General features: G+C 72.9%; 16 protein-coding genes and 1 riboswitch. Of the genes, 9 read left to right on the top strand and 7 right to left on the bottom strand.

From position 1 onward, the window contains the following. Positions 1–22 precede the first annotated feature (22 nt). Genes AB0I06_RS11255 through AB0I06_RS11245 form a run of 3 tightly spaced genes read left to right on the top strand, consistent with a single transcriptional unit; the run spans position 23 to position 4,000 of the window. Positions 23–1,093: a glycine betaine/L-proline ABC transporter ATP-binding protein gene (locus tag AB0I06_RS11255; RefSeq protein WP_363118515.1), complete on the top strand. Its 1,071-nt coding sequence runs from the start codon at positions 23–25 to the stop codon at positions 1,091–1,093. Continuing rightward, on the top strand, positions 1,093–3,042 hold the full coding sequence (locus AB0I06_RS11250; protein ID WP_363118514.1) for an ABC transporter permease subunit: 1,950 nt from the start codon (positions 1,093–1,095) through the stop codon (positions 3,040–3,042). The genes AB0I06_RS11255 and AB0I06_RS11250 overlap by 1 nt, the downstream gene beginning before the upstream one ends. Position 3,043: 1 nt before the next feature. Then, positions 3,044–4,000 (top strand): ABC transporter substrate-binding protein, encoded by a 957-nt coding sequence (locus AB0I06_RS11245; protein ID WP_363118513.1) that lies wholly within the window; start codon positions 3,044–3,046, stop codon positions 3,998–4,000. A gap of 3 nt (positions 4,001–4,003) precedes the next feature. On the opposite strand, the gene AB0I06_RS11240 is transcribed toward AB0I06_RS11245, so the two are convergent. Together AB0I06_RS11240 and AB0I06_RS11235 are read right to left on the bottom strand one after the other, a co-directional pair. Then, the gene (locus AB0I06_RS11240; protein WP_363118512.1) at positions 4,004–4,723 is read right to left on the bottom strand and encodes an isocitrate lyase/phosphoenolpyruvate mutase family protein; all 720 of its coding nucleotides are present in this window, start codon (positions 4,721–4,723) and stop codon (positions 4,004–4,006) included. Between the two features lie 20 nt (positions 4,724–4,743). After that, on the bottom strand, positions 4,744–5,253 hold the full coding sequence (locus AB0I06_RS11235; protein ID WP_363118510.1) for a carboxymuconolactone decarboxylase family protein: 510 nt from the start codon (positions 5,251–5,253) through the stop codon (positions 4,744–4,746). 47 nt (positions 5,254–5,300) lie between these two features. Between AB0I06_RS11235 and AB0I06_RS11230 the strand changes: the two genes are divergently transcribed. After that, positions 5,301–6,689 (top strand): PLP-dependent aminotransferase family protein, encoded by a 1,389-nt coding sequence (locus AB0I06_RS11230; protein WP_363118509.1) that lies wholly within the window; start codon positions 5,301–5,303, stop codon positions 6,687–6,689. Positions 6,690–6,833: 144 nt separating this feature from the next. On the opposite strand, the gene pabB is transcribed toward AB0I06_RS11230, so the two are convergent. Next, positions 6,834–9,371, bottom strand: a complete 2,538-nt coding sequence (gene pabB / locus AB0I06_RS11225; RefSeq protein ID WP_363118508.1) for an aminodeoxychorismate synthase component I — start codon at positions 9,369–9,371, stop codon at positions 6,834–6,836. A 358-nt stretch (positions 9,372–9,729) separates the two neighbouring features. Next, on the bottom strand, positions 9,730–10,575 hold the full coding sequence (locus AB0I06_RS11220) for a hypothetical protein (RefSeq protein ID WP_363118506.1): 846 nt from the start codon (positions 10,573–10,575) through the stop codon (positions 9,730–9,732). A 125-nt stretch (positions 10,576–10,700) separates the two neighbouring features. On the opposite strand from AB0I06_RS11220, the gene AB0I06_RS11215 reads away from it, so the two are divergent. The 3 genes from AB0I06_RS11215 (at position 10,701) to AB0I06_RS11205 (ending at position 13,943) form a co-directional block, all read left to right on the top strand. Next, entirely contained in the window at positions 10,701–11,054 is a 354-nt protein-coding gene (locus AB0I06_RS11215) for a hypothetical protein (RefSeq protein WP_363118505.1), read from the top strand. A gap of 16 nt (positions 11,055–11,070) precedes the next feature. Further along, complete coding sequence (locus AB0I06_RS11210) at positions 11,071–12,252, top strand: glutathionylspermidine synthase family protein (RefSeq protein ID WP_363118504.1); 1,182 nt, start codon at positions 11,071–11,073, stop codon at positions 12,250–12,252. A gap of 122 nt (positions 12,253–12,374) precedes the next feature. Then, a riboswitch (ZMP/ZTP riboswitch) is annotated at positions 12,375–12,461 on the top strand. A gap of 33 nt (positions 12,462–12,494) precedes the next feature. Further along, positions 12,495–13,943, top strand: coding sequence for a glycine hydroxymethyltransferase (locus AB0I06_RS11205; RefSeq protein WP_363118503.1), 1,449 nt, complete (start codon positions 12,495–12,497; stop codon positions 13,941–13,943). Positions 13,944–13,993: 50 nt separating this feature from the next. On the opposite strand, the gene AB0I06_RS11200 is transcribed toward AB0I06_RS11205, so the two are convergent. Next, a complete protein-coding gene (locus tag AB0I06_RS11200; protein WP_363118642.1) occupies positions 13,994–14,581 on the bottom strand; it encodes a hypothetical protein in 588 nt (195 codons plus the stop codon). A 346-nt stretch (positions 14,582–14,927) separates the two neighbouring features. Here AB0I06_RS11200 and trpS point away from each other — a divergent pair, with 346 nt between their 5' ends. Then, complete coding sequence (gene trpS / locus AB0I06_RS11195; RefSeq protein ID WP_363118502.1) at positions 14,928–15,941, top strand: tryptophan--tRNA ligase; 1,014 nt, start codon at positions 14,928–14,930, stop codon at positions 15,939–15,941. 139 nt (positions 15,942–16,080) lie between these two features. After that, the gene (locus tag AB0I06_RS11190; protein ID WP_363118501.1) at positions 16,081–16,659 is read left to right on the top strand and encodes a 2'-5' RNA ligase family protein; all 579 of its coding nucleotides are present in this window, start codon (positions 16,081–16,083) and stop codon (positions 16,657–16,659) included. 49 nt (positions 16,660–16,708) lie between these two features. Here AB0I06_RS11190 and AB0I06_RS11185 read toward each other — a convergent pair whose 3' ends face one another. Together AB0I06_RS11185 and AB0I06_RS11180 are read right to left on the bottom strand one after the other, a co-directional pair. Next, positions 16,709–17,464 carry a decaprenylphospho-beta-D-erythro-pentofuranosid-2-ulose 2-reductase gene (locus AB0I06_RS11185; protein ID WP_363118500.1) on the bottom strand — a complete coding sequence of 252 codons (756 nt, stop codon included), beginning with the start codon at positions 17,462–17,464 and terminating at the stop codon, positions 16,709–16,711. Between the two features lie 22 nt (positions 17,465–17,486). After that, entirely contained in the window at positions 17,487–18,869 is a 1,383-nt protein-coding gene (locus tag AB0I06_RS11180) for an FAD-binding oxidoreductase (protein WP_363118499.1), read from the bottom strand. Positions 18,870–18,939: the final 70 nt, after the last annotated feature.

Here is an 18,939-nt window from a genome sequence, read left to right as displayed (position 1 = left end):
CGAACCCCCCACGGAGCAGACCATGGACACCACACCCGTCTTCTCGGTGGAGGGCCTGTGGAAGGTGTTCGGCCCCAAGGCCGACCGCGTTCCCGGCGACCCCGAGCTCACCGCCCTCGACCCGGCCGAGCTGCGCTCGCGCACCGGCTGCACGGCCGCCGTCCGGGACGTCAGCTTCGACGTGCGCAAGGGCGAGGTCTTCGTCGTCATGGGCCTGTCCGGCTCCGGCAAGTCCACGCTGGTGCGCTGTCTGACCCGGCTGATCGAGCCGACCGCCGGCACCATCGCCATCGATGGCGAGGACGTCCGCGCCATGGACCGCTCCCGGCTGCGCGAACTGCGGCGCCACCGCGCCGCGATGGTCTTCCAGCACTTCGGCCTGCTGCCGCACCGCACCGTCCTCGACAACGTCGCCTACGGCCTGGAGATCCAGGGCATGGGCAAGGCCGAGCGGCGCGAACGGGCCGCCGAGGTCGTCGCCAAGGTCGGCCTCGAGGGCATGGAGCACCGCCGCCCCGGCCAGCTCTCCGGAGGCCAGCAGCAGCGTGTCGGCCTCGCCCGCGCGCTCGCCGTCGACCCGGAAGTCCTGCTCTTCGACGAGCCGTTCAGCGCGCTCGACCCGCTGATCCGGCGCGACATGCAGGAAGAGGTCGTCCGGCTGCACCGGGAAGAGGGCCGCACGATGGTCTTCATCACCCACGACCTCCAGGAGGCCCTCAAGCTGGGCGACCGCATCGCCCTGATGCGGGACGGCCGCGTCGTGCAGCTCGGCACCCCCGAGGAGATCGTCGGCGCGCCCGCCGACGACTACGTGCGCGAGTTCGTCCGGGACGTCCCGCGCGAGCAGGTCCTCACCGTCCGTACGGCCATGCGCCGCCCCTCGGGCGACCAGAACGGCAGCGGACCGGCGGTGCGGCCCGACGCGACGGTGTCCGAGGCGATCGAGGCGGTCGCCCGCGCCGGCGCTCCGGCCCGGGTCGTCGACAAGGGCCGGTGCGTGGGCGTGATCGACTCCGACACGCTCCTCGGTGTCGTCGCCGGAACGGAGCAGCCCGCTCCACCGGGGACGGAGCAGCCCAAGGAGGCGGTGTGATGGCGACCATCACCGCGTCCCCGACGCGCATAGGCCTGCCCGCCTTCCTCAAGCACCACGCCGTCCGCAAGCTGCTCTTGCTCGGTCTCGCCGCCGCGATCCTCGTGCCGCTGGCCAACGCCCGCTGGGCGAGCGGCAGCTGGCCGAGCGCGCTGACCGTCGACTTCTCCGAGCCGCTCGCCAAGACCAGCGACTGGATCATCGACAACCGCGACAGCCACCCGCTGTTCCTCTACTTCTTCGGCCACGTCAGCAACGTCGTCGTCCTCGCCGTACGCGCCGTCTACCTCACCCTCCTCGCCGTCGGCTGGGCCGGGGTCACGGCCCTGGGCGCCCTGGTCGCCTGGCGGGTCGCCGGTGTGAAGCTGGCACTCGGCACGGCCGTCGCCTTCCTCGCCTGCGGGCTGCTCGGCATGTGGGTGCCGACCATGCAGACGCTCGCCCTGATGGTCGTCGCCGTCCTCGCGTCGGTCGTCGTCGGAGCGCTGCTCGGCCTCGCCGCCGGGCTCTCCGACCGGATGGACCGCATCCTGCGCCCGGTCCTGGACACCATGCAGGTGCTGCCCGCCTTCGCCTACCTGCTGCCGGTCGTACTGGTCTTCGGCATCGGCGTCCCGGCGGCCGTGCTGGCCACCGTCATCTACGCCGCGCCCCCCATGGCCCGCCTCACCTCGCTCGGGCTGCGCGGAGCCGACAAGGGGGTGCTGGAGGCCGTCGAGTCCCTGGGCTCCACCGCACGCCAGCGCCTGCTGACCGCCCGCATCCCGCTGGCCCGCAAGGAACTCCTCCTCGGCCTCAACCAGACGATCATGATGGCGCTGTCCATGGCCGTCATCGCGGCCGTCATCGGCGCCGGCGGTCTCGGTGACCGCGTCTACCAGGCCCTGGCCTCGGTCGACGTCGGCGCCGCGCTCGCCGCCGGCATCCCGATCGTGCTGCTGGCCGTCGTCCTCGACCGCGTCACCGGCGCGGCGGGGGAGAAGCTCGGCGCCGAACCCGAGCCCCACAGCGGGCGCGGCTGGCTCATCGCCCTCGCCGGCGTCCTGGCCGTGGCCGTCGCCGGGCGGCTCGCGGGCCGCCTCGACTGGCCGGAGCCCTGGGTCGTCGGCATCGCCGAGCCCGTCAACCGCGCCGTCGACTGGATGACCGCGCACCTGTACTCGGGCGTCCCCGTCGTCGGCGGCACCGCCGACTGGGCGGGCCACTTCACCACCTGGGTCCTCGACCCGATGCGCGACGGCCTGCAAGCACTGCCCTGGTGGTCGGTGCTGCTGATCGTCGCCGCCCTGGCCTGGGTGATCGGCACCTGGCGCACCGCGCTGACCGCCGTCCTGGCCATGGCCGCGATCGGCGTCCTCGGTGTCTGGAAGCCGTCCCTGGACACCCTCTCCCAGGTTCTGGCGGCCGTCGCCGTCACCCTCGTCGTCGGTTTCGCCGTCGGCATCGCCGCCGCCCGCAGCGACCGCATGGAGCGCGCCCTGCGCCCCGTCCTCGACGTATTCCAGACGATGCCGCAGTTCGTGTACCTGATCCCGGTCGTCGCCCTGTTCGGCGTCGGCCGCGCCCCGGCCGTCGCCGCCGCGATCGTCTACGCGCTGCCGGCCGTCGTCCGCATCACCACCCAGGGCCTGCGTCAGGTCGACCCGGCCGCGCTGGAGTCCTCCAGCTCGCTGGGCGCGACCAGCTGGCAGCAGCTGAAGCAGGTGCAGCTCCCGCTGGCCCGCCCGGCGCTGCTGCTCGCCGTCAACCAGGGCCTGGTCCTGGTCCTCGCCGTCGTCGTCATCGGCGGCCTGGTCGGCGGTGGCGCCCTCGGCTACGACGTCGTCTTCGGCCTCGCCCAGGGCGACCTGGCGACCGGTCTGGTGGCCGGCGCCGCGATCGTCTGCCTCGGCCTGATGCTCGACCGGGTGACCCAGCCCACCGAACGCCGCGCGAGGAAGGGAGCCTGACATGCGCGTCCGTACCACCGCCGCGGTCGCCGCGGTGAGCTCCCTGGCCCTGCTCACCGGCTGCGGCGCGGCCGACATGACCAAGCAGGCCTCGCCCTTCGCAAACGCGCAGGGCGCCAGGACCGTGACCCTGTCCGTGCAGTCCTGGGTGGGCGCCCAGTCCAACGTGGCCGTCGCCCAGTACCTCCTGGAGCACGAGCTGGGCTACCGCGTCGACACCGTCCAGGTCGACGAGGTGCCCGCCTGGGACGCCCTCAGCCAGGGCCGCGTCGACGCGCTCCTGGAGGACTGGGGCCACCCCGAGCAGGAGCAGCGCTACGTCAAGGACAAGAAGACGATCGCGCCCGGCGGAGAACTCGGCGTCACCGGCCACATCGGCTGGTTCGTCCCGACGTACCTCGCCAAGCAGCACCCGGACATCACGAACTGGAAGAACCTCAACAAGTACGCCGAGCTCTTCCGCACCCCCGAGAGTGGCAGCAAGGGCCAGCTGATGGACGGTTCGCCGTCCTACGTCACCAACGACAAGGCGCTGGTGAAGAACCTGAAGCTGGACTACCAGGTGGTGTTCGCCGGGTCCGAGGCGGCGCAGATCACGCAGATGCGGCAGTTCGCCAAGGAGAAGAAGCCCTTCCTCACCTACTGGTACTCGCCGCAGTGGCTCTTCAAGAAGGTCCCGATGACCGAGGTGAAGCTGCCGCCCTACAAGGAGGGCTGCGACGCCGACCCGGACAAGGTCGCCTGCGCCTATCCGCACACCCCGCTGCAGAAGTACCTCAACGCGGACTTCGCGAAGAAGGGCGGCAAGGCGGCGGCCTTCCTGAAGAAGTTCAAGTGGACGACGGAGGACCAGAACGAGGTCTCCCTGATGATCGCCGACCAGAAGATGACACCGGAGGACGCGGCGAAGAAGTGGGTGGACAGCCACAAGTCCACGTGGAAGAAGTGGCTGTCCTGACGTTCACCGCACCAGCCGGTCGGCGATCTCCCGCAGGGCCCGGGCGGCCCACCGCTGGAGTCCCGGCCCGAAGGTGATCCGGGTGGCCCCGAGCGCGCCGAGTTCGGCGGGCGAGGGGCCGCCCTCGGCCGGGGCCCCCACGTTGAGCGGCCCCTGGATCCCGGCCCGCAGCAGCGGCAGGACGTCCGGCGGGGCGCCGATCGGGTACACGCAGTCGGCCCCGGCGGCGACGTACAGCGCGGCCCGCTCGACGGCCCGGTCCGGATCGGCGACGCCACGGATGAAGGTGTCCACCCGCGCGTTGACGAACAGCCGGTCACCGGCCGCCTCCCGCACCTCGGCCAGCCAGGCGGCGTGCGCCCGCGGCTCCTTGAGCACCCCGCCCTCGGAGTCCTCCAGGTTGCAGCCGACCGCCCCCGCCTCCAGCAGCCGCTCCACCAGCTCCTTCGGCGCGAGCCCGTAACCTCCCTCCACGTCCGCCGTCACGGGCACGTCGACGGCCCGGACGATCCGGGCGACCGCGGCGAACATCTCGTCGGCCGGGACCTGCCCGTCCTCGTACCCGAGGGAGGCGGCGACCCCGGCGCTGGGCGTGGCGAGCGCCGGGAACCCGGCCTCCGCGAACACCCGCGCACTGGCCGCGTCCCACGGTCCGGGCAGCACGAGCGGATCACCGGGCGCCCGGTGGTGGTGCAGGGCGCGGAACACCTCGGCCTTGCTCATGGCGTGCGAGGTCCGGTCCGTCACTTGTACTGCCCCGGCTGGTAGTGGCCGGGCGTCATACGGCAGGTCACCCCGAAGCGGTTCCAGGCGTTGATCACCGTGATCGCGGCGATGAGCTGGGCCAGCTCGGCCTCCTCGAAGTGCTTCGCGGCGTTCTCGTACACCTCGTCCGGCACGAACCCGTCCGTCAGGACCGTGACGGCCTCCGTCAGCTCCAGGGCCGCGAGCTCCTTCGCGGTGTAGAAGTGCCGCGACTCCTCCCAGGCGCTGAGCTGCACGATCCGCTCGACACTCTCACCCGCCGCGAGGGCGTCCTTGGTGTGCATGTCGATGCAGAAGGCGCAGTGGTTGATTTGGGAGGCGCGGATCTTCACCAGCTCGTACAGCGTGTGGTCCAGGCCCTTCCGGGCGGCGGTGTCCAGCCGGACCATCGCCTTGTAGACCTCGGGCGCGTGCTTGGTCCACTCCAGCCGGGCGGGCTGCTCGGGGGCGTACTCCACGGTCGTCGTCTCATCGGTGTGCGTCGTCATGCCCTCGACCCTAGGGAGAAAGCAGCCCAGGAGTATGGTCCATTTCCATGGCGGAACCTTGGGCCACTCTGGGCGTCGACCTGCATGTGGAACCGACCGGGCCGGGCCTGCGCCGGGGGCTGACGGACGCCCTGCGCGAGGCGGTGCGCTCCGGCCGGCTGGCCCCCGGCACCCGGCTGCCCTCCTCCCGCGCGCTCGCCACCGACCTGGGCATCGCCCGCAACACGGTCGCCGACGCCTACGCCGACCTGGTCGCCGAGGGCTGGCTCACCGCCCGGCAGGGCTCGGGCACCCGGGTCGCCGCCCGCGAGGTCGTCCCGCCGGCCGGCACGGCACACCACCCGCGCGCCACCGCCCGCCCGGCCTACGACCTGCGCCCCGGCAGCCCCGACCTCGCGTCCTTCCCCCGCGCGCAATGGCTCAAGGCCGCCCGCCGCGCCCTCACCGCCGCCCCGTACCACGCCCTCGACTACGGCGACCCGCGCGGGCGCCCCGAGCTGCGCACCGCGCTCGCCGGCTACCTCTCCCGGGCCCGGGGCGTGCGCGCCGACCCCGAACGGATCGTGGTGTGCTCCGGGTTCGCGCACGGTCTGAAGCTGCTCGGCACGGTCCTGCGGGCGCGCGGGGCCCGCACGGTCGCGGTCGAGTCCTACGGCCTCGACGTGCACCGGAAGATCGTGGCCGACTGCGGCCTGGACACCGTTGCGATGCCCTTCGACCGCCGGGGCACCGACCCGGGCGGGCTGACCGGGGCCGACGTGCTGCTGCTCACCCCCGCCCACCAGTTCCCCATGGGCGTGCCCCTGCACCGCGACCGCCGGACCGCCGTCGTCGAGTGGGCGCGCCGCACCGGCGGACTGGTGCTGGAGGACGACTACGACGGTGAGTTCCGCTACGACCGGCAGCCCGTCGGCGCGCTCCAGGGCCTGGACCCGGACCGGGTGGTCTATCTGGGCACCGCGAGCAAGTCCCTCGCCCCCGGGCTGCGGCTGGCCTGGACGGTGCTGCCGCCGGACCTCGCCGAGGAGGTCGCGGCGGCGAAGGGCGGTGTCGACACCAGCGGGGTGCTCGACCAGCTGGCCCTGGCCGAGTTCCTCACCTCCGGTGCCTACGACCGGCACGTGCGCGCGACCCGGCTGCGCTACCGGCGTCGCCGCGACGCCCTGGTCGCCGCCGTCACGGACCGCGCCCCGCAGGCCCGGGTCTCCGGCATCGCGGCCGGACTGCACGTCCTGCTGCGGCTGCCGCCCGGCACCGAGCAGTCGGTGGTCCAGGCGGCCCACTGGCGTGGTCTCGCGCTCCACGGACTCGCCCGCTACCGCAACCCCGCCGCGTCCGTCGAGCCGCCCGACGCCCTCGTCGTCGGCTACGGGACACCGCCGGACCACGCCTGGTCCGGTGCCCTGGACGCGCTGTGCGCGGTACTGCCGGGATGACCGCGGGGCGGCACGGACAGCCCTGAGGAGACGAGCACCGTGACGGCACCGAGGCGGGCGGTGGCGAGGAGGGCCGTCACCCGGGCGATCGCGCCGCGGGGCCCGGCATCGGCCGGGGCCGGTGCGGTGCGACCTGCGCGCCGGTCAGCGCCTGGCCTCCCCGGCCGCCCCGGCCGTCCGCTCCGGCGGGCACTGCCGCCGCAGCCGGTCGGCCGCGTGCCGGTTGAGGGCCCGCATCGGGGCCGCCGTCTTCAGCAGCATCTCCTCGTACTCCGCCTCCGGATCGGAGTCGAGCACGATCGCGCCGCCCGCGCCCAGGTGTGTCGTCCCGTCGGCGAAGACAGCCGTCCGGATCACGATGCCGAGGTCCGCGCCGCCGCCGCACCCGAAGTAGCCGAGCGCACCGGAGTACACACCACGGGCCTCGGTCTCCAGCGAGTCGATGATCTCCAGCGCGCGCAGCTTCGGGGCGCCGGTCATCGACCCGCCCGGGAAGCACGCCCGCACACAGTCCACCGCGTCCGTGCCGGACCGCAGCCGTCCCTCCACGGTCGACACCAGCTGGTGCACCGTCGCGTACGTCTCCGTGGCCATCAGCCGGGGCACCCGCACGCTCCCGGTCCGGCAGACCTGCCCCAGGTCGTTGCGCAGCAGATCCACGATCATCAGGTTCTCGGCGCGCGCCCTGGCGTCCGAGGCCAGCGCGTCCCGCAGCCGGGCGTCCTCCTCCGGCCCCTTGCCCCGGGGCGCGGTGCCCTTGATGGGCCGGGCCTCGACGGTGCCGTCCCGGCGCACGCGCAGGAACCGTTCCGGCGAGGAACCGGCCACCTCCACCTCCCCGAAGCTCAGGAACGCCGCGTACGGGGCCGGGTCGTCGCGGCGCAGCGTCCGGTAGAAGTCCAGCGCGTCGGGCGGAGCGGGCAACCGGGCGGCGTTCGTCAGACAGACCTCGTAGCCGGTGCCCGCCCGCAGCGCCCGGCGGCACGCCTCGATGTCCGCGAGGTAGGTCGCCCGGTCGCGCACCAGCCACGGTTCGGCGGCGCCGGGGTCGGCAGGGCCGGGCTCCGCGGGCAGCGACGGCCCTTGCGCCGCCACACCGGAGAGGCCGGTCAGCACGCCCTCAAGCCAGTCGGCGGCCTCCCGGGCGGCCTGCGGGGTGTCCTCCGCCAGGCAGACGGCGTAGGTGAAGCCCTCCTCGTGGTCCACCGCGACGACCCGGTCGGCGAACAGCCAGGCGGCGTCCGGGGTGGAGGAGCGGTGCCGGTTGGACGACCCGCAGTCGGCCTTCATCTCGTAGCCGAAGTACCCGACGTAGCCGCCGGTGAAGTCGAACGGCAGCCCGGTGGCGTCCACCCGTCGCTGGGTCAACTGCCGCTTCAGATAGTCGAAGACACTCGCCCCGACCCGCCGCACGGGCCGCCCCGCCCGCTCGATCTCGCAGCGCCCGGCATCGACGTCGTACCGCACGAACTCGGAGAGCGGCCCCTGATCGTCCCCGAGGAACGAGAACCGCGACCGTCCCGGCTCGACCAGCGAACTGTCCAGCCAGAAGGCCCGGGGAGCCCCCGCGAACATCCGCCGGAACACCACCTCGGCGTCGACGGCCCCCACCATCCGCCGCGTGTGCAGCCGGTACCCGGCCCGCCCGGGACGACGGGGCCGGGGAACACGGACGACGGCCCCTCGCGCGGACGCACCCTCGACCGGTCCGTCGGGCGCACCTTCGACCGGTCCGTCGGACGCACCCTCGACCGGCCTGTCGGGCGCCGCGTCCGAGCCGTTTCCGCTCGGCGTTCCGGCCGGGCCCGCCGTCTTCGCCCACCGGGGCGCCGCGCGGGAGGCGGCGTCGACGGGCTCGTTCCGTGGTGCGCCCGGGCTGCTGCCGCTCGGCGTTCTGGACCCGCGGGACAAGCTCGCCGCCAGGCGCACCGCGGCCGCGTGGAAGAGGCTCGCCGGGGCCGGTTTGTTCAGGCCTCCGGTGTCCGGGAGGGCCGCCGTCGCCCGCCACACCCCCCTCTCGTACCCCAGGACGGCAGACCGGTGCCGGATCACCTCGTGCGTCGGCATCGGCACCGCCGTGTTCTTCGTGCGCAGCTTGCCCGCCCGCTCCGCCGTGAGGTTGCGGAAGCTCACGAGCAGCCGGTGCCCGTACTCCGTCAGGACCGACTCCGGGCGGAACTGCACCCCCCACAGCGGCCGGCTGCGGTGCCTCAGGCCCATCAGGACGCCGTCCTCCGCCCAGGCCGTGGCCTCCAGCGCGTCCGGCAGCGGCTCGCGCACGGCCAGGGAGTGGTAGCGCACGGCGGTGAAGTGCTGCGGCAGACCGTGGAACAGGTCCCGCCCGTCGTGCCGGATCGTGGACAGATGCCCGGCCCGCGGCTCCGGAGCGGGTTCCACCGCCCCGGCCTCCCCGAGCGCGATGCCCTGATGCCCCAGACACACACCGAGCACGGGAACCGGGGAGGTGGCGAGCAGCCTGCTCCCGATGCCGAAGTCACGGGGCACCCCCGGATGCCCGGGACCCGGCGACACCACGAGATTGTCGAACGCACGCAGATCGGGAAGGGCGTCGACGGGCGCGTCGTTCCGGACCACCACCGGCTCCTCGCCGTTCACCTCGGCGATCAGCTGGAACAGGTTGTACGTGTACGAGTCGTGATTGTCGATGAGCAGGGTCTTCACCCGCCCACCTCCCTCTGTTCGTTCGCGGGCCCGTGCCGCCATTTCCCGAAGAAAGGCCGGAGCCGCACAGACACAACAACAGCGTGCGAAACAGCGCGCTGAAGTCACCGCATCAGGGAAGCGCCGTCAGATCGAATAGCCGTCAGATCGAATTACTCCCGGGCCGGGGCCGGGCCCTCGCAGGTGAAGCGATGGACGACATGCCTTTCCGCCCCTCCGTCGACCATTACCCCACCCTCCGGAAAGCCGGCTGCCGCGCGGTCGCGCATTGCCGGTCACGCCGTCCCATACGGAAAGCGCTCACTCCGCGTTCACGATGCAACGAACAATGATCGAGCGGCCGGAAATGCCCGGCGGCTCACCGCGGCGCGCCGGCGCTCTCCTCCGCTTCCACCGGCGCCTCCCCGAACCGCGACAACGCCAGCGCCCCCGCCACCGCCACCGCGAAACCGGCGATCGCCAGCCACCCCAGGCCCGGCCGTGTACGGTCCCCGAGCCACACCACGCCGATCAGCGCGGGCGCGACCGTCTCCCCGAGCACCAGCCCGGCCGTCGCCGTGGTCACCGAACCGCGCTGGAGGGCCGAGGTCAGCAGCAGGAACGCCGCCCCGCCGCCCAGCAGCAGCGCGTACGTCGCCGGGTTCGGGAACAGCTCACCAGGGGACAGCCCGTCGATGAGCCGCACCGACACCTCCACCACCCCGAACCCGAGCCCCGCTCCCAGCCCGAGCGCCAGCGCCCGCCCGCGCTCCGGCAGCCGCCCGCCCGCCGCCCCGAGCAGCAGCACCCCGCCCGCCGCCCCGAGCATGGCCCACTTCAGCCAGGCCGGCCCTTCCTCGTCGCCCTCCGCCCCGGACGCCAGCCCGAGCAGCGCGAGCCCGGCACACACCACCGCCACCGCCGCCCACTCCAGGCGGCTGAGCCGCACCTTCAGCAGCCGCGCCGCGACCACGGCCGTCACCGCGAGGCTCGCGGCCAGCGCCGCCCCCACGGCGTAGATCGGCACCGACCGCAGGGCGAGGATCTGCAACACGAAACCGAGCCCGTCCAGCCCGAGGCCCGCCAGGTACCGCCACTGCCGCAACGCCCGCCACAGCAGCGCCACGTCCCCGCCCGGGCCGGTCGCCGCCGCCGACCGAGCGGCGATCGCCTGCAACACCGTCGCCGTACCGAAGCAGACCGCCGCGCCAAGGGCGCACACCATTCCAAAAATCACAAACCGACAGTAGGGGAGCGGCCGTGGACGGGGGGTCATGCGCGCCCGTTCACACCGCTCTCTAGGCTGACCGTCTGTCAGTGCACGACGGGGAGACCGGGGGAGACACGCACATGGCCGAAACACGTCGAAGGCTGCGCTCGAGCACGGTGGTGCTGGGCGGCATGGGCGTCCTCGCGGCGGCCCTGTCGGCCTGCGGTTCCGACCCCGACCGCCGCTGTGTGGACCGGGACAGCTACGACTACATCAACGGCTACAAGATCGTCGCCGACAAGAACTGCTCGTCCGGCACGTCCTCCTCCGGCAAGGGCCGCAAGAAGACCGGCAAGACCAGGGCCGCCGACGCCGACTGGTACTACGACGCGGACGTCAGCGGCGGTTACGCCGACAACGGCACCTTCAGCCGTGACGAGGCCGTGGACCGGGGCGGCTTCGGCTGCTCCGGCTCCGGCAGCGGCGGCGGCTGACGGGCGGGAGCGGCAGATGGAACGCCGGACCATGGAGCCCCGCCCCGGCTGGCAGCAGACCGTCGAGGAACAGGGCCTGATCTACCCCCTGACCCGCTACCCCGACGACTCCCTGCGCCCCTACTGGGACGAGAGCGCGTACTACGTCTTCTCCCTGGAGGAGATCGAGGCTCTCGAAGAGGTGGTCGAGGACCTCCACCGCATGTGCCTGGCCGCCGCCGAGCACATCGTCGCCGAGGACCGCTTCGCCGACCTGGGCATCACCGACCCGCGCGTCGCCCGCGTAGTCGCCGAGGCCTGGCAGCGCCGCGCCGAACTCCCGTCCGTCTACGGCCGCTTCGACCTCCGCTACGACGGCACCGGCCCGGCCAAGCTGCTGGAGTACAACGCCGACACCCCCACCTCACTCGTCGAGGCCGCCTCCCCCCAGTGGTTCTGGATGGAGGAGCGCTTCCCCGGCGCCGACCAGTGGAACTCCCTGCACGAACGCCTCATCGACGCCTGGAAGAAGCAGGCCGCCCTCCTCCCGCCGGGCAACCCCCTCTACTTCGCGTACTCGTCGGCCGACGAACTCGGCGAGGACATGATGACGGTCGCCTACCTCAAGGAGACCGCCGAGCAGGCAGGCCTGGCCACCGACTGGATCGCCATGGAGGAGATCGGCTGGGACCGCCTCTCCCGCCGGTTCGTCGACAACCGCCTCCGCTTCATCCGCAGCGTCTTCAAGCTCTACCCCTGGGAGTGGCTCACCACCGACCGCTTCGCCGACCACGTCCTGGACACCCTCGACAACGGCGGCGGCACGGGCTCCACCCTGTGGATCGAACCGGCCTGGAAGATGCTCCTCAGCAACAAGGCACTGCTCGCGATCCTCTGGGAGCTGTACCCGGACCACCCGAATCTGCTCCCGGCCTACCTGGACGGCCCTCGCGACCTGTCCATGAAGGGCTGGGTCGCCAAGCCCCTCCTCGGCCGAGAGGGCGCGGGCGTCACGATCCACGAGCCCGGATCCACCCCGACCCTCCGCGACGAGCCCTGCTGCTACCAGCAGCTGGCGCCCCTGCCCGACTTCGACGGCAACCGGGTGGTCCTGGGCGCCTGGGTGGTGGAGAACGAGTCGGCCGGCCTGGGCATCCGAGAGTCCTCGGGCCTGATCACGGACGAGTACGCCCGCTTCCTTCCGCACGTGATCTTGTAAACGGAGCTCAGGGGACGTACATCGGGGGCGCGGGGAACTGCGCGGTCAACCACGGAGCACCCGCACCCGGCGACGATGAGCAACCCGGCAGACGCTCCCCGCCCACCCCACCCGGTAGGCTGACCGAGGGCCGTGACTGGCGCGCTGGGATGGGACCAACCATCGGGGAGCGGCCCGAGAAGTCAGAGCCGTGCGCCTGGGCCGTACCGTGAACGCTGAACGCAACGTCCGGAGGTCCACACATGCCAGCCGAGCCCCTCTCCACCGCTTCCACCGCCTACCGCGCCGCCCTCGACGTGATCCGCGCCGTCGAACCCCGCGTGGCGGACGCCATCGGCCAGGAGGTCGCCGACCAGCGCGAGATGCTCAAGCTGATCGCCTCCGAGAACTACGCCTCCCCGGCCACGCTCCTGGCCATGGGCAACTGGTTCAGCGACAAGTACGCCGAGGGCACCATCGGCCGCCGCTTCTACGCCGGCTGCCGCAACGTCGACACCGTCGAGGGTCTCGCCGCCGAGCACGCCAGGGAACTGTTCGGCGCCCGTCACGCCTACGTCCAGCCGCACTCCGGCATCGACGCCAACCTGGTCGCCTTCTGGGCCGTCCTCGGCGCCCGGGTGGAGGTGCCCTTCCTCCAGAAGACCGGCGTCCGCCAGATCAACGAGCTGACCGACGCCGACTGGGCCGAGCTGCGGCAGGCCTTCGGCAACCAGCGCATGCTCGGCATGTCCCTGGACGCCGGCGGCCACCTCACCCACGGCTTCCGCCCGAACATCTCCGGCAAGATGTTCGACCAGCGCTCCTACGGCACGGACCCGGCCACGGGCCTCATCGACTACGAGGCCCTGCGCGCCTCCGCCCGCGAGTTCAAGCCGCTGATCATCGTCGCCGGTTACTCCGCCTACCCCCGCCTGGTGAACTTCCGGATCATGCGCGAGATCGCCGACGAGGTCGGCGCGACGCTCATGGTCGACATGGCGCACTTCGCCGGCCTGGTCGCGGGCAAGGTCCTCACCGGCGACTTCGACCCGGTGCCGCACGCCCAGATCGTCACCACGACCACTCACAAGTCGCTGCGCGGCCCGCGCGGCGGCATGGTCCTGTGCGACGACACCCTCAAGGACCAGGTCGACCGCGGCTGCCCGATGGTCCTCGGCGGTCCGCTCCCGCACGTCATGGCCGCCAAGGCCGTGGCCCTCGCCGAGGCCCGCCAGGCGTCCTTCCAGGACTACGCCCAGCGCATCGTCGACAACTCCCGCGCCCTGGCCGAGGGCCTGATGCGCCGCGGCGCGACCCTCGTGACCGGCGGCACGGACAACCACCTGAACCTGATCGACGTGGCCTCCTCCTACGGCCTCACCGGCCGCCAGGCCGAGGCCGCGCTGCTGGAGTCGGGCATCGTCACCAACCGCAACGCCATCCCCGCCGACCCGAACGGCGCCTGGTACACCTCCGGCATCCGCATCGGCACGCCCGCGCTGACCACGCGCGGCCTCGGCACCGCCGAGATGGACGAGGTCGCCGGTCTCATCGACCGCGTCCTCACCACGGCGGAGCCCGGCACCACCAAGTCGGGCGCCCCCTCCAAGGCGGCCCACGTCCTCGACGCCAAGATCGCCGACGAGATCTCCCGCCGCGCCACCGACCTCGTGGCCGGTTTCCCGCTGTACCCGGAGATCGACCTGGGCTGACGCCCGCGGCCCGTCACCCGTCCGGGGCCCGGGCCGACGTGCGCGGCCGGTCACTCGTCCAGGTCGATCAGCACCTGACGCGGCTCCTCCCGCGGCGGTCCGGCTTCCCGCCGGGCCGCCGCGCGGCGTATCAGCAGGGTGCCGCCCGCACCGGCCGCGAGCCCCAGCGCCCCCGCCGTCACCGCCCACCGGACGTCACCCCGCACCGGACCGTCCGGGTCCGCCGAGGGGGGCGGGCTCGCGACGGGTCCGCCCTCCGCGTCACCGAGCAGCCGGGCCAGGTCGAACCGCTCGAAGACGGACCGCGGCGCCCGGTGCCAGCGGATGTCGTCGTCCTCCACGGTGGGGCTGGGGTCCGAGCGCACCCAGGGCGTGCCGTCCTCGGCCACGACCAGCTGGTCCTGCCGCTCGACGGCCACGTCCCCGCCCGGCGGCCGGTTCGTGCTCGGCCAGCCGCCGACCCCGGACAGCCCCCAGAGCACCGTGAGCCGCACCTGCGGGAAGTCCCCCTCCGCCCAGTCGTCCGGCACCCGCTCCGTGTGCGTGTGCGTGGGCTGAAGCAGCTGCCACAGCCGGGCGAAGTCCCGCTGCCCCGAGCGCACCGCCGCGGTCCGCCCCGTCCCGCCCGCGACGACCATCGCCACGTCGGGAACGTCCCGCCCCCGCGCCGGTACGGCAGCGGCGGCGGGGACCGCCGCACCCCCGGCCGGAACGGCCACCACGGACACCACCAGCCCCCACCACACCACCCGGGCCGGCCACGCGGCCGAACCCACCCGGCTCCGGCGTCTCCCGGCCCCGCCTCGTGCCCGCATCGGTCCCCCTCCGCATCGGCCCCACAAGGGCCACAACGGCCCCACCCCGACCCCGCCCGGGGGCGGCCCCTTTGTGCCTCACCCTTGTTACACCGCCGGAGCCGCACGGGAGCCCGTCTGTTTCCGGCCGGTTCCGGATCGGACCCCGGGACCTGAGAGAATGGTGGGCATGGCCTCTGACCGACCTCGCGTGCTCTCCGGGATCCAGCCCACCGCCGGCTCGTTCCACCTCGGCAACTACCTCGGCGCCGTCCGCCAGTGGGTGGCCCTCCAGGAGACCCACGACGCGTTCTACATGGTCGTCGACCTGCACGCGATCACCATCCCGCAGGACCCGAAGGACCTGCGCGCGAACACGCGCCTGGCCGCCGCCCAGCTCCTGGCCGCCGGTCTCGACCCGGACCGCTGCACCCTCTTCGTGCAGAGCCACGTCCCCGAGCACGCCCAGCTCGCCTGGGTCATGAACTGCCTCACCGGCTTCGGCGAGGCGGGCCGGATGACCCAGTTCAAGGACAAGGCCGCCAAGCAGGGCACCGACCGCGCGTCGGTCGGCCTGTTCACGTACCCGATCCTCCAGGTCGCGGACATCCTGCTCTACCAGGCCCACGAGGTCCCGGTCGGCGAGGACCAGCGCCAGCACATCGAGCTCACCCGTGACCTCGCCACGCGCTTCAACGGCCGCTTCGGCGAGACCTTCACGCTCCCGAAGCCGTACATCCTCAAGGAGACGGCGAAGATCTACGACCTCCAGGACCCGTCGATCAAGATGAGCAAGTCGGCCTCCACGCCGAAGGGCCTCATCAACCTCCTCGACGAGCCCAAGGCCACCGCCAAGAAGGTCAAGAGCGCCGTCACCGACACCGACACGGTGATCCGCTACGACGCCGAGAACAAGCCGGGCGTCAGCAACCTGCTCACGATCTACTCGACCCTCACCGGCGAGAGCATCGGCGAGCTGGAGGAGAAGTACACCGGCAAGATGTACGGCGCGCTCAAGACCGACCTCGCCGAGATCATGGTCGACTTCGTCACGCCGTTCCGGGAGCGCACCCAGCAGTACCTGGACGACCCCGAGACGCTCGACTCGATTCTCGCCAAGGGCGCCGAGAAGGCCCGCGTGGTCGCCGCCGAGACCCTCTCCCAGGCGTACGACAAGGTCGGCTTCCTGCCCGCCAAGCACTGAACCCGCCCCCGCGCACAGCCGTACGACCGAACAGCGCTGTACATCACTCCGGTTGCGCCTGCCCGGAACCCGGCCGTGGCCTTACAGTCGATAACCGGGTGGTCGTATCAGCGGCCACACTGACACGACAGGAGACGACGTGGGGACCGTAACGATCGGTGTCTCGATCGCGGTCCCGGAGCCTCACGGCAGCGAGCTCCAGCAGCTGCGCGCGGGCTTCGGCGACGCCGCTGCTCACGGCATCCCCACGCACGTCACCCTGCTGCCGCCGACCGAGGTCGACGAGAGCGCCCTGCCCGCCGTCGAGGCGCATCTGGCGGAGGTCGCCGCGGCCGGCCGCCCGTTCCCCATGCGGCTGTCCGGCACCGGCACCTTCCGGCCCCTGTCGCCGGTGGTGTACGTCCGGGTCGTCTCGGGCGCCGACGCCTGCACACGGCTCCAGGAGCAGGTCCGCGACCCCGCAGGACCGGCCGCACGCGAACTGCAGTTCCCGTACCACCCGCACGTCACCGTGGCCCACGGCATCGACGAGGCGGCCATGGACCGCGCCTTCGAGGAGCTCGCCGGCTACGAGGCCGAGTGGCCCTGCACCGGCTTCGCCCTCTACGAGCAGGGCGCCGACGGCGTCTGGCGCAAGCTCCGCGAGTTCCCCTTCGGCGGCTCGGTGGTCCCCCCGCAGGCCGGGCGGGTGGAACGCGGCTCGGTCCCGACCCGCTGACCGGCCCCCGGGGCCACGGCTCGGTCCCGACCCGCCGACCGCCTCCGGGTCAGACCGGCAGCCGCCGGAACACCGGGCGTGGCAGGTGCCGCAGCGCCGCCATCACCACCCGCAGCGCTCCCGGCACCCACACCGTCTCCGAGCGGCGCCTGAGGCCCAGCTCCACGGCCGTCGCGACCGCCTCGGGCGTGGTCGCCAGCGGCGCCTCGGGCAGCCCGGCGGTCATCCGCGTCCGCACGAACCCGGGGCGCACCACCATGACGTGCACACCCGTGCCGTGCAGCGCGTCGCCCAGTCCCTGCGCGAAGGCGTCGAGGCCGGCCTTGCTGGAGCCGTAGATGAAGTTGGCGCGGCGGGCCCGCTCGCCCGCGACGGAGGACAGCACGACCAGCGAGCCGTGCCCCTGGGACTGGAGCGAGCGGGCGCACACCAGGCCCGCCGAGACCGCGCCGGTGTAGTTGGTCTGCGCGACCCGCACCGCCGCCTCCGGGTCCCGCTCGTCACGGGCCTGGTCACCCAGCAGCCCGAAGGCGAGCAGCACCATGTCGACGTCGCCCTCGGCGAAGACCTTGCCGAGCACGGCCTCGTGGGAGGCCGGGTCGAGGGCGTCGAAGGCGACGGTGTGCACCTCGGCCCCGAGCCCGCGCAGCTGCCCGGCGGCATCCTCCAGGGCGGGGGAGGGGCGGCCGGCGAGCCAGACCGTGCGGGTGCGGCGGGCGATCAGGCGGCGGGCGGTGGCCAGCGCGATCTCCGACGTCCCGCCGAGGACGAGCAGGGACTGGGGGAGACCGAAGGCGTCTTTCATGACAGCAGCTCCTTGAGGTTGCTCACAGACTGAGGCGGCGGGCCAGGTCGGACACGAACACCCCGCGCGGATCCAGCTCGGCGCGCAGCTCGCGGAAGTCGTCGAGACGCGGGTACATGGCCGCCAGCAGCTCCGGGCGCAGCCGGGAGTCCTTGGCCAGGTAGACGCGTCCGCCGGCGGCGGCGACCTCCTCGTCGAGTTCGTCGAGGAACGCGCCGAGGCCGGGCAGGCTCGCCGGGATGTCCAGCGCCAGCGTCCAGCCCGGCACGGGGAACGACAGCCAGCCCGGGTCGGACTCCCCGAAGCGTTTGAGGACCGCCAGGAAGGACGGGCAGTGGCGTTCGGAGATCCGGCGCACGATCCGGCGCAGGGCGTCCTCCCGGCCGTAGCCGACGACGAACTGGTACTGCACGAAGCCGCCGCGGCCGTAGACGCGGTTCCAGTGCGGCACGCCGTCCAGGGGGTGGAAGAACGCGGAGATGCGCTGGATCTGGCCGGTGCGGGCGAGGGGGGCCTTGCGGTACCAGAGCTCGTTGAACAGGCCGACGGTCGTCCGGCTGAGCAGGCCCTCGGGGAGGAGCCTGGGCGTGGCCGGAAGACGCGCGGTGCGGAAGGCGAGCGGGTCCCGGCGCAGGCGTGCGGGAAGCGCGTCCAGCGGCGCGTGGTCGCCGCGGGTGAGGACCGCTCGCCCGGTGGCGGCGCCCCGGGCCAGCAGGTCGATCCAGGCGACCGAGTAGCGGTAGCGGTGGTCGGTGGCCGCGAGCCGGGCCATCAGGTCGTCCAGGTCCGTGGCCCGTTCGGTGTCGACCGACATCAGCGACGTCTCGACCGGCTGGAGCCGGATCGTCGCGGTGAGGATCACGCCGGTCAGGCCCATGCCGCCGGCCGTGGCGTCGAAGAGCGGCGTGCCGGGGATCACCGTGCGGATCTCGCCGTCGGCGGTGAGCAGTTCGAAGGCGAGGACGTGCCGCGCGAAGGAGCCCGAGACGTGGTGGTTCTTGCCGTGGATGTCGGCGCCGATCGCCCCGCCGACGGTGACGTACCGCGTGCCGGGGGTGACCGGCACGAACCAGCCGAGCGGCAGCAGCACCTCCATCAGCCGGTGCAGGGAGACGCCCGCGTCGCACAGCACGGTCCCGCCGTCGGCGTCGATCGCGTGCACCCGGTCCAGGGCCGTCATGTCGAGCACGGAACCACCCGCGTTCTGCGCCGCGTCCCCGTATGCCCGTCCCAGCCCCCGGGGGATCCCGCCGCGGGCCCCGCAGTCCCGGACGGCTGCCGCGGCCTCCTCGTACGTCCGGGGGCGGATCAGCCGGGCGGCGGTGGGGGCGGTGCGCCCCCAGCCCATGACGGTGGTGTGGTCAAGGCCCATGACGTCCGGGTCGAAATCGGTGTCGGCAGACATGTTCGTGACCGTATCGCCCTACTGTGAGCGATTAGTTAGCGAACATGGCATCCCTCCCCAAAATGGGTGA

Source organism: Streptomyces sp. NPDC050674 (genome assembly GCF_040654575.1).
Classification (GTDB): domain Bacteria; phylum Actinomycetota; class Actinomycetes; order Streptomycetales; family Streptomycetaceae; genus Streptomyces.
This window is presented reverse-complemented; position numbering and strand designations above follow the sequence as displayed.